The organism is Rathayibacter sp. RFBD1, assembly GCF_002932915.1.
Classification (GTDB): domain Bacteria; phylum Actinomycetota; class Actinomycetes; order Actinomycetales; family Microbacteriaceae; genus Rathayibacter.
Map to the genome: position 1 here is coordinate 47,633 of NZ_PSWQ01000026.1, position 10,985 is coordinate 58,617.

The window sequence follows — 10,985 nt, forward strand, 5'->3', positions numbered from 1 at the left end:
TCCCTCGACGAACCGCAGTCCCCTCCGGAGCGCTAGTGTCGTCCGGTGGGCAGCTACACCGATCTCCTGAAGACCCCCGGGGTGGGGCGCATCATCCTCGCGCAGCTGACCGCGCGCTTCCCGTTCGGGATGCTCTCGCTGGCGTTCCTCCTGCACGTGGAGCGGGTGCACCACTCCTACGCCGCCGCCGGCCTGGTGCTCGGCTCGATGTCGATCGGGCAGGCCATCGCCGGGCCGCTGACCAGCCGCCTGATGGGGCGGCTCGGGATGCGCCGCGTGCTGACGATCACCCTCGTGGTCTGCGCGGGCGCGATCATCGCGATGGCCGTGCTCCCGCTCGAGGTGTGGCAGTTCGTCGTGATCGGATTCATCGCCGGCCTGAGCATGCCGCCGGTGCAGCCGGCCGTGCGGACCATCTACCCCAAGATGGTCACCAGCTCGCAGCTGACCCCGCTCTTCTCGCTCGACGCCTCCGCGCAGGAGATCATCTGGGTGCTCGGCCCGGTGCTGGCGACGCTCGTGTCGATCCAGGTGTCGACGGTCGCGGGCATCCTGACGGCCGCCGCGTTCCTGATCGGCGGCGGGATCTGGTTCATCGCCTCGCCCGAGGTGGGCCGCGTCCGCATCCCGCGCTCGAAGCGCCGCCTCGGCGTGGTGCTCACGAAGCCCCCGGTGCTGCTGGCCACGGTCGTCGGCTTCCTCCTGATCGGCGCCTGCTCGGCGGTCGAGGCGGGCGTGGTCGCGGTGTTCGGCGAGGGCGGAGTCGAGTCGGGCGTCGTGCTCGCCGTGTTCGCGGCGGGGTCCCTGGTCGGCGGCCTCGCCCTCGGCCACATCCCGATCAGCCGGTGGGCGACCGCGCGGCGGATGCTGATCGTCACGGTCGGCATGGGCCTGGCGGCGGTCTCGACCGACTTCTGGTGGCTGTGCGTCACGCTGTTCCTCGCCGGCATCGGCATCGCCCCCGCTCTCGCGGCGCTGTTCGCGATCACCGCCTCGAGCGTGCGCTTCTCGGACACGGCGGAGGCCTACGGCTGGGTCGGCACCGGTCAGCTGATCGGCGCGGCGCTGGGCTCCGCGATCGCCGGCGTGCAGATCGACCAGGCCGGGCCGACCGCCGCCATCGTCGTCGCCGCGGCCTTCGCCCTGGTCGGCTTCCTGGTGCCCCTGCTCGGCCGCCGGTACCACCCGGATCTCCGCGGGCGCGACGCCAGCCCGCTCCCCGACACCGAGCCGGTCACCCTGCCCTCCTAGGACGCCAACCCGGTTGTCCGGCGCCTGTCGGGCACCCTAGGGTGAAGGCCCACGACGGCGAGGGGGCGGCATGGGACTGCGGGAGGACGCGGAGGAGCTGGTGCGCGAGCACCGGCGCGCCGCCGCCCGGACCGACCTCCTCGACCCCTGGTCCGATCCGGAGACCCCGGAGTGGTGCACCGAGCTCGCCGCCGCGCTCTGGCAGGGGTCCTTCCGCCCGAGTCCCGTCTACTTCCGCCGCGAGGAGTCCTCGCACGCCTGGCGCGGCCCGCACTCGACCCGCCTGCACCACCTCGGCTACGGGTGGCAGCTCACCGCGCACCGCGAGCAGCACGGGGTCGTCGCCTCCGAGACGGCGGTGGTCCTCGAGACGGGCTCCCTCTGGCGCGGACTCGGCATCGGCCGGCGCCCCGTGCGCGCGCTCCGAGGCCGACTCGGCGTCGAGGGCCTGCAGGCGGGCCACGACGTGCACTTCGCCGTGCGCGGCATCGACGAGCGCAGCGACGCGGAGCGCGCCGAGCGGCGCCTCCTCTTCGGGGTGGCCGGTCTCGCGGCGCTGATCGAGGACGACGTGCACGTGGGACCGCACGGCGAGCTCGACTGGAGCGTCTGAGGCGCATGCCAGCATGGGAGGCATGAGCGTCCCCCTGATCCCCCTCAACGACGGCCGCGCGATCCCCCAGCTCGGGCTCGGCGTCTACAAGATCGGCGACGAGGAGGCGGCCCGCACGGTCGCCGTCGCCCTGGAGGCCGGCTACCGGCACGTCGACACCGCCACCCTCTACGGCAACGAGCGCGGAGTCGGCGAGGGGATCCGCGCGAGCGGCCTCCCCCGCGAGCAGGTCTTCGTGACGACCAAGGTGTGGAACGACGACCACGGCTTCGACGAGACGCTCGCCGCCTTCGACCGGAGCCTCGAGCTGCTCGGCACCGACTACGTCGACCTCTACCTCGTGCACTGGCCGATCCCCTCGCGCGACCGCTACGTCGACACCTACCGTGCCCTCGAGCGCCTGCAGAGCGAGGGGCGGGCCCGCTCGATCGGCGTCTCGAACTTCGCCGAGGAGCACGTGCAGCGCCTGCTCGACGAGACGGGAGTGGTGCCCGCGATCAACCAGGTCGAGCTGCACCCGCGGCTGCCCCAGGAGGAGCTGCGCACCTTCGACGCCGCCCACGGGATCGTCACCGAGGCGTGGTCGCCGCTGGCCCGCGGGCGCCTCCTCGACGAGCCGGCCCTGGCCCGCGTCGCCGCGAAGCACGGCGTCTCGCCGGCGCAGGCGGTGCTGCGCTGGCACGTGCAGCTCGGCGTCGTCGTGATCCCGAAGTCGGTGACGCCGGAGCGGATCCGCGAGAACCTGGACGTCTTCGGCTTCGCCCTCGACGACGAGGACCTCGCCGCGATCGCCGGGCTCGCGACCGGTGAGCGCACCGGCCGCGACCCGCGCTTCGACTGAGGCTCCGGCGATGACGGCGGGCAGGGTCCTGCTCCTGCACGGCCTGGGCGGCTCGGGCCGCACCTGGTGGCGGCTGAGCCGCGAGCTGACCGCGGCGGGCTGGAGCGTCTCCGCTCCCGACCTGCGCGGACACGGCGACGGGCCGCGCGGCGGCTCCGCCCGCCACGACGCCTACGCCGACGACGCCCTCGCGCGCGGACCGTTCGACCTCGTCGTCGGGCACTCGCTCGGCGGAGCGGTCGCGGTGCGCGCCGCCGCCCGCGAGTCCGGCTGGGCGGGGCGCCTGGCGCTGCTGGACCCGGTGCTCCGGCTCGCCCCGGAGCAGCGGGCCGCCGTCCGCGCGGGCGAGCTCGCCGGTCTCTCGGTCTCGGCCGAGGAGCTCGCGGTCGCGCAGCCGCTCTGGGACGAGCGGGACCGGGCCGAGAAGCTCGCCGCGGTGCGGGCCGCCGATCCGGCCGCGGTCGCCGCGACGATCGACGACAACGACCCGTGGGACCTGCTGGCGGACCTGCCGGGCCTCCGCCCGCCGGTCCTCGTGCTGGCCGGCGATCCGCAGGTCGAGACGCTGCTCCCTCCCTCCCTCGCCGCCCTGGTGCTGCGCGCGAATCCGCGCATCCGGTACGCGGTCGTGGCCGGCGCAGGTCACAGCCCCCACCGCGACCGTCCGGAGGAGACGCTCGCGATGCTCCGCGAGTGGGCCGAGAGCCCGGCGACGGCCTGATCCGCTCGCCGACCCGGTCCGTGTTTCGTGCGGATGAAATCTGGCAGGGGGGACTGGGCCGCACCGTTTCCTGTGAATACCCTCGCAGAGGACGCGATCCCCTCCCAGTCTTCGGGAGGTGCGCGTCGGGGCCGCCGACGCGGCGGCCCGTTCTCGAGGAGAGGGAGCCCCAGTGGCGCGAACCACCACGAACACCCCGAGCGGCCGCCGACGCCGCTCGCTGATCGGCTCGAGCGCGATGATCGGAGCGGGCGCCCTCGTCGCCGGCTTCGCCTTCGCGCCGACGGCGAGCGCCGTCGAGCCGGTCGACTTCGCCGACACCGTCACGGTCGACGGCATCATGACCCACCTGGAGGCGCTCCAGTCGATCGCGGACGCCAACGGCGGCACCCGCGCGATCGGCACCCCGGGCTACGAGCTGAGCGGCGAGTACGTGGAGAAGGTCCTCGCGGGCGCCGGCTACACGACGCAGCGCCAGGACTTCACCACCGCGACGCAGACGATCGACGCGTTCACGCTGACCACCGGGACCGGCGCCGTCGGCACCCCGATGGAGTTCACTCCGTCGACGCCCGAGGGCGGCGTGACCGGTGAGCTCATCGCCCCCGTCGATCCGCTCGGCTGCACCACGGACGCCTGGACCGGCCTCGACGCCACCGGGAAGGTCGCGCTCGTCAGCCGCGGCTCCTGCAGCTTCCTCGAGAAGTCGGTCGCCGCCGGTGCCGCCGGCGCCGCCGCGATCATCATCTACGACAACGCGCCGAGCGACGCACTCAACGGGACGTTCGGCGGACAGGACGAGGCCGCCGTCCCCGGCGTCGGCGTCACGCAGGCCGAGGGTCAGGCGCTGCTGGCGTCACTCCCCGCGAGCGTCTCGGTCCTCATCGACCAGACGACGACCGAGGTGGAGACCTTCAACATCGTCACGGAGACCCCGGGCGGCGACCACGACAACGTGGTCATGCTCGGCGCGCACCTCGACAGCGTGCCCGCCGGCCCCGGCATCAACGACAACGGCTCCGGATCCGCGACGCTGCTCGAGACGGCCGTGCAGCTGGCCGCCGCGGGCGACACGACCAACGCGGTCCGCTTCGCCTGGTGGGGTGCCGAGGAGGTGGGCCTGGTCGGCTCCTACACCTACGTCGACTCCCTGACGGAGGACGACGCCTCGAAGATCGCGACCTACATGAACTTCGACATGGTCGCCTCGCCGAACTACGTGATCTCCGTCTACGACGCGGACCAGTCCACCTACGAGGCCCCCGTGGACGTGCCCGCCGGCTCGATCGCGACCGAGAAGGCGTTCACCGACTACTTCGACTCGATCGACCAGCCCTGGATCGACACCGCGTTCGACGGCCGCAGCGACTACGACGGCTTCATCTCGGTCGGCATCCCGTCCTCGGGCGTCTTCACCGGCGCCGACGACGTCAAGACGGAGGAGGAGGTCGCGCTGTTCGGCGGCACCGCCGGCATCACGCACGACCCGAACTACCACTCCGCCGCCGACGACATCGACAACATCAACCAGGAGGCGCTCGGCATCACGTCGAAGGCCATCGCCTTCGTGACCGCCTCGTTCGCCGCGGACACCTCCGCGATCGACGCCGAGAAGGACCCGACCACGCCGACCCCGACGCCGGAGCCCACCGTGGCCCCGACCGCCGAGCCGACCGTCGCTCCGACCGCGCAGCCGACCGTCGCCCCGACGACCGCGCCCACCACCGCGCCGACGGCCGCTCCCACCCCGAGCAGCACGCCGACCGCCGTGGCGCCGCACCCCGGCGGCCGCCCGCCCCTGGCCTCGACGGGAGCCGACGTCGGCCTGCCGCTGGGCCTCGGCGGACTGCTGATCGCCGGCGGCGTCGGCGGGCTCCTGCTCGCCGCGCTGCGCCGCCGGAGCGCCGAGCGCGGCTAGCCGCCACCGCCCCGGAGCCGTCCGGCCGTCGCTCCGCGACGACCGGGCGGCTCCGTCGTTCCGCCCTGAGGGGACCCCGGACCGTCGAGCTGCGGCGGGTCCCTTCGACGGTCGGGGGCTCCCTCACGTCCGACAGGGCTTCCGGCGGCCGGGGGACACGGTGTTCACTGGGCGCATGCGAGCCATCTGGAAGGGCGCGATCACCTTCGGCCTGGTCAACGTGCCGGTGAAGATCTACAGCGCGACCGAGGACCACGACATCCCGCTGCACCAGGTCCACGACAAGGACGGCGGACGGATCCGGTATCAGCGCAAGTGCGAGATCTGCGGCGAGGTCGTCACCTTCGACCACATCGACAAGGCCTACGACGACGGCGAGCGCACCGTGGTCCTGTCCAAGGACGAGCTCAAGGCGCTGCCGGAGGAGCGCGACCGTGAGATCGACGTCGTGCAGTTCGTGCCCAGCGAGCAGGTCGACCCGATCATGTTCGACCGCGCCTACATCCTGGAGCCCGACTCCTCCTCCCCCAAGGCCTACGTCCTGCTGCGCCGCACCCTCGAGCAGACGGACCGCACCGCGATCGTCGAGTTCGCGCTGCGGCAGAAGACCCGCCTCGCCGCGCTGCGCGTGCGCGGCAAGCTCCTGATGCTGCAGACCCTGCTCTGGGCGGACGAGGTGCGGGAGGTCGAGTTCCCGTCGCTGGAGGGCAGCACCCGGATCGCGGCGCGCGAGCTCGAGATGTCGGCGCACCTGGTCGACTCCTACTCCGAGGACTTCGATGCCGCGAAGTTCCACGACGCGTACCAGGAGGAGCTGCGCACGCTGATCGACGCCAAGATCGAGCAGGGCGACGCCCTCGACACCGCCGCGACCTTCGGCGAGGCGCCGGAGGAGGAGGGCGGCGGCGAGGTGCTCGACTTGATGGAGGCGCTCAAGCGCTCGGTCGAGCGCAGCCGCGGGGCGAAGGGGACGCCGGCGGAGGAGGCCCCCGCCGAGAAGAAGGCCGCGACGAAGCCCGCCCCGAAGAAGGCGGCGAAGGCTCCGGCGACGACCGCCGCGAAGAAGAAGCCCGCGGCGAGGAAGGCCGACACGGAGAAGGGCGCCGACGCGCCTGCGAAGAAGCGGACCCCGAAGAAGACCGCGGCGGCGGAGAAGGCGGCGTCCTAGCCCCGCCGGATGCGGCGGGTCGGGGTCGGACGGAGCCTCAGGCCCGCTCGGCCGCCCGGTCGGGCTCGTCGGCCCCGTCCAGCTCGTCCACGTCGTCGAGGTCGACCGCGACCGAGCTGACCAGCGCGAGCAGAGCCTCCGCATAGGCGTTCTCGGCCGCCGCGTCCTCGAAGGTCCGCGCCCGCCCGCCGAGCTCGACCTCGACGGCGAACCGCGCCTCCGGCTCCGCGAGGCGACGGAGGGAGCGGAAGGTCCCGCGGAGGAGCTCGCGCAGCTGGTCCTCCCGCGGCAGCCAGAGCGAGTCCTCCAGAGAGACGGAGTCGAGCGCCCATTCCGTGGTGCCGTTGAAGCCGAGGACGGTCCCGCTCGGGTACTCGTGCGCCTCGATGGTCATGTCGCTGACGGTGAAGACGTCGCCGTCGAAGCCCTCCCGCTCGATGCGGAAGCGGTCACCGGTGCGGGGCGTCCAGCGCACGCCCGCCGTGCGCAGGGCACGGGCCAGCTCGAAGGAGATCATCCGACGAGTGTGGCCCGCGAAGCCGCGAACGCGCCGCGAGCGGCACCCGCGCGCCCCGATGTCGGTGGATGAGTTTACGTTCATGAAACGTCCGGTTCACAGGCCGGGCACTCGCACTGCATAGCGTGACCATGCGTGCCCCTTCCGGGGGTGCGCCGGCCGCGCCGCGCGGCGACGACGCTGCGACCGCTCTTCCGAGCGGCGATCGAGAGGACCATCATGCCCGACTCTCCCACCCCGCCCGACCGCCGCCGGAGGCGCGGGCTCGGCCTGGCGGCCCTGACCGGACTGGCCCTGGCGGCCGCTCCGCTGGTCGCGACCTCCGCCGCGGCCGCGCCCTCGGGCGACGAGCTCGTCATCAGCGAGGTCTTCGCCCGCGGAGGCTCCGCCGGTGCCGCGTTCAGCAACCGCTACGTGGAGCTCTACAACCCCACCGCCGCCGAGATCGCCCTCGGCGGCCTCTCGATCCAGTACCGCTCGGCGACCGGCACCGCGAACCCCACCACGACCGTGCCGCTCACCGGCTCGGTGCCCGCGGGCGGCCACTTCCTGCTCGCCGGCGCCAGCAACGGCACCAACGGCGCGGCCCTGCCGACGCCCGACCAGAGCGCGAACGGCCTCAACATGGCCGCCGCGGGCGGCACCCTCTTCCTCGTCGACGGGACCTCGGCGCTCGTGGCGCCGCCCACCGGCGCCGCCGCCCAGCCGGACGCGGTGATCGACCTCGTCGGCTACGGCACCTCGAACACCTTCGAGTCGTCCGTCGCCACGGTGCCCTCCCTCACCCAGACGATCGCCCGCGCGGACACCGCCACCGGCGACACCGACGTCAACTCGGCCGACTTCGCGCTCGGCGCACCGACCCCGCAGGCCGCGGGCGGAGGATCCGAGCCCGAGCCCACCTCGCCGCCGACGACGACCCCGCCGACCACTCCCCCGACGACCCCGCCGGCCGAGATCCCGGCCGTCTCCATCGCGGAGATCCAGGGCACCGGCGACGCGTCGCCGCTCGTCGGCAGCACCGTCACCACCTCCGGCGTCGTCACCGCCCGCTACCCGTCCGGCGGCTACAACGGCTACGTCATCCAGACCCCCGGCACCGGCGGCGAGAGCTCGCGCACGGCCTCCGACGCCGTCTTCGTCTTCTCCTCCGCCTCCGTCGGGTCGGTCGCGATCGGCGACCACCTGCGCATCACCGGCGAGGTGAGCGAGTACAACGGCCTGACCGAGCTCACCCCGACCTCGGCCGCGACCGTCGTGAAGCTCGACGGCGCCGCCGCAGCGCCGGTCCCGGCCGCTGTCGCGCTCCCCCGCACCGCCGCCGAGCGCGAGGTGCTCGAGAGCATGCTGATCGCTCCGCAGGGCGCCTACACGGCCACCGACACCTTCGACCTGAACAGCTTCGGCTCGGTCGGCCTCGCCGCCGGCACGTCCCCGCTGCTCACGCCGACCGAGGTCGCCCGCCCCGGCTCGCCGGAGCTCGCCGCCGTCGTCGCCGACAACGCCGCCCGCGCGATCACCCTCGACGACGGCGCCTCGATCAACTTCCTCGGCGCCGCCGCGAACAAGGCGATCCCGCTGCCCTACCTCACCACCACCGCGCCGATCCGCGTGGGTGCTCCGGCGACCTTCACCCGCCCCGTCGTCCTCGACTACCGCAACGGCGGCTGGGCCTTCCAGCCCACCACGCAGCTGACCGTCGAGAACGCCGGCGACGTGCAGCCCGCGACCTTCGCGAACACCCGGACCGCGAAGCCCGAGGCCGTCGGCGGCGACCTCTCGATCGCGTCCTTCAACGTGCTCAACTACTTCTCCACCACCGGCGACTCGATCACCGGCTGCACCTTCTACACCGACCGCGACGGCGACCCCGTCACGGTCAACAGCGGCTGCGACGCCCGCGGAGCGGCGAACGCCGATGACCTCGAGCGCCAGCAGGCCAAGATCGTGACCGCGATCAACACCCTCGGCGCGGGCGTCGTCTCGCTCGAGGAGATCGAGAACTCGGCCAAGTTCGGCAAGCCGCGCGACGAGGCCCTCGCCACCCTGACCGCCGCGCTGAACACGGCGGCCGGCTCCGAGGTCTGGGCCTACGTACCCTCCCCCGCAGCGCTCCCCGCGCTCGCGGACGAGGACGTCATCCGCACCGCCTTCATCTACAAGAAGGCCGTCATCGAGCCGGTCGGCGAGTCGGTCGTGCTCAACGACACGGTGAACTTCTCGAACGCCCGCAAGCCCCTCGCCCAGGAGTTCCGCCTCCTCGGCGACAGCGCCAGCGAGTTCGTCGCGATCGTGAACCACTTCAAGTCGAAGGGCTCCGGATCCGGCGCCGACGCCGACCAGGGCGACGGCCAGGGCGCCTCGAACGCCTCGCGCGTGAAGCAGGCGACCGCCCTCGTCGCCTTCGCCGACCGCCTCCGCACCGAGAAGGCCACCGAGCTCGTCTACCTGCTGGGCGACTTCAACGCCTACTCGAAGGAGGACCCGGTGAAGGTGATCACCGACGCCGGCTACATCGACCAGGGTGCGAAGGACGGCAAGTACTCGTACTCGTTCGACGGCGCGGTCGGCTCGCTGGACCACGTCTTCGCCTCGCCCGCGGCCGACAGGACGGTCACCGGGGTCGACACCTGGAACATCAACAGCGGCGAGTCCGTGGCACTGGAGTACAGCCGCTACGACTACAACGCGACGATCTTCTACGACACCTCGGCGTACCGCTCCAGCGACCACGACCCGGTCGTCGTCGGCCTCGACCTGCCCGAGACCCAGACGGACCCGGAGCCCGAGCCCGTCACGGTCATCGACGTCGCGACCACCGCCTCCACCAAGCGCCTCGCCGTCGTGCGGACGCTGACGGTGTCGGCGGTGAACAACGGCGACGAGACGGTCTCGATCGAGATCACGACGGCGTACGGCAGCAAGACGAAGAAGACGGTCAAGCCCGGCCAGTCGTTCACGGTCAAGACCGTGACCGTCTTCAAGCCCATCAAGGCCGGCACGGCGACCATCGAGGTCACCGCGCCCGACGGCACCGAGCGCGTCTACAAGCAGGCGTACCGCGGCGCCTGATCCCGCGCGACCCCTGACCTCGACGAGCTCCGGCTCCTAGAGTTCGGGGATGCCCGAGGGAGACAGTGTGCACCGTCTCGCCGCCCGCCTCAGGCGGGCGGCGGACGGCCGCACCGTCCTCGAGGGCGAGCTGCGCTCCGGGGACGCGGCCGGCACTTCCCTCGCCGGGCTGAGGATCCTCGAGCACGACACCCACGGCAAGCACCTCCTCACCCGCTTCTCCGGCGGAACGACCCTGCACACCCACCTGCGGATGCAGGGCTCCTGGACCGTGACCGCTCCCGGCCGAGCGGTCCCCCGCTCGGTGCAGAAGGACGTCCGCGTCCGCCTCCGCCTCGACGACGACTCGACCGTGTGGGGCATCGACCTCCCGGTCGTCGAGCTCCTCGCCACCCGCGACGAGCCGCGCGCCGTCGGGCACCTCGGGCCCGACCCGCTCCGCGCGGACTGGGACGCCGACGAGGCCGTCCGGCGCCTCTCCCGCCTCCCGGACCGGCCCGTCGTCGCCGCACTCCTCGACCAGCGCTGCCTCGCGGGTCTCGGCAACCTCTGGGCCAACGAGGTCTGCTTCCTCCGCGGGGTCTGGCCCTGGCGGCCGATCGGCTCCCTCGACGTCCGCGCCCTCGTGGCGACCGCGGCGAGAGGCCTCCGCGCCTCCGTCACCATCCCCGGGATGTTCCAGACCACCACCGGTGACACCCGCCGCGGCGAGCGGCACTGGGTCGCGGGGCGCGCCGGGCGCCCGTGCCTGCGCTGCGGCACGACGGTGCTCGTCCGCGACGAGGTCCTCGACGACCCCGAGCAGCGCCGCACCTGGTGGTGCCCGCACTGCCAGCCGGAGCAGGCGACCGCCGCCTGAGCCCGCGTACCGCCGCCTGAAGCCC

At 73.1% G+C, this 10,985-nt stretch carries 9 protein-coding genes; 8 read left to right on the top strand and 1 reads right to left on the bottom strand.

The features are described 5' to 3' along the window. Positions 1-45: 45 nt before the first annotated feature. The 6 genes from C5D50_RS15140 (at position 46) to C5D50_RS15165 (ending at position 6,512) form a co-directional block, all read left to right on the top strand. A complete protein-coding gene (locus C5D50_RS15140; protein WP_104226915.1) occupies positions 46-1,251 on the top strand; it encodes an MFS transporter in 1,206 nt (401 codons plus the stop codon). A 70-nt stretch (positions 1,252-1,321) separates the two neighbouring features. Continuing rightward, positions 1,322-1,864 (top strand): hypothetical protein, encoded by a 543-nt coding sequence (locus tag C5D50_RS15145; RefSeq protein WP_104226914.1) that lies wholly within the window; start codon positions 1,322-1,324, stop codon positions 1,862-1,864. Positions 1,865-1,886: 22 nt separating this feature from the next. Further along, positions 1,887-2,705 (top strand): aldo/keto reductase, encoded by an 819-nt coding sequence (locus C5D50_RS15150; protein ID WP_104260329.1) that lies wholly within the window; start codon positions 1,887-1,889, stop codon positions 2,703-2,705. Between the two features lie 10 nt (positions 2,706-2,715). Then, positions 2,716-3,426, top strand: a complete 711-nt coding sequence (locus C5D50_RS15155; protein WP_146086941.1) for an alpha/beta fold hydrolase — start codon at positions 2,716-2,718, stop codon at positions 3,424-3,426. A 172-nt stretch (positions 3,427-3,598) separates the two neighbouring features. After that, positions 3,599-5,344, top strand: coding sequence for a M28 family peptidase (locus tag C5D50_RS15160; RefSeq protein ID WP_104283872.1), 1,746 nt, complete (start codon positions 3,599-3,601; stop codon positions 5,342-5,344). 175 nt (positions 5,345-5,519) lie between these two features. Continuing rightward, on the top strand, positions 5,520-6,512 hold the full coding sequence (locus C5D50_RS15165; RefSeq protein WP_104283873.1) for a Ku protein: 993 nt from the start codon (positions 5,520-5,522) through the stop codon (positions 6,510-6,512). A 37-nt stretch (positions 6,513-6,549) separates the two neighbouring features. On the opposite strand, the gene C5D50_RS15170 is transcribed toward C5D50_RS15165, so the two are convergent. Then, entirely contained in the window at positions 6,550-7,029 is a 480-nt protein-coding gene (locus C5D50_RS15170; RefSeq protein ID WP_258062657.1) for a pilus assembly protein CpaE, read from the bottom strand. Positions 7,030-7,248: 219 nt separating this feature from the next. Between C5D50_RS15170 and C5D50_RS15175 the strand changes: the two genes are divergently transcribed. Together C5D50_RS15175 and C5D50_RS15180 are read left to right on the top strand one after the other, a co-directional pair. Continuing rightward, a complete protein-coding gene (locus C5D50_RS15175; RefSeq protein ID WP_104283874.1) occupies positions 7,249-10,101 on the top strand; it encodes an ExeM/NucH family extracellular endonuclease in 2,853 nt (950 codons plus the stop codon). A gap of 49 nt (positions 10,102-10,150) precedes the next feature. Further along, complete coding sequence (locus C5D50_RS15180) at positions 10,151-10,960, top strand: DNA-formamidopyrimidine glycosylase family protein (RefSeq protein WP_104247347.1); 810 nt, start codon at positions 10,151-10,153, stop codon at positions 10,958-10,960. The last annotated feature ends 25 nt before the right edge of the window (positions 10,961-10,985 follow it).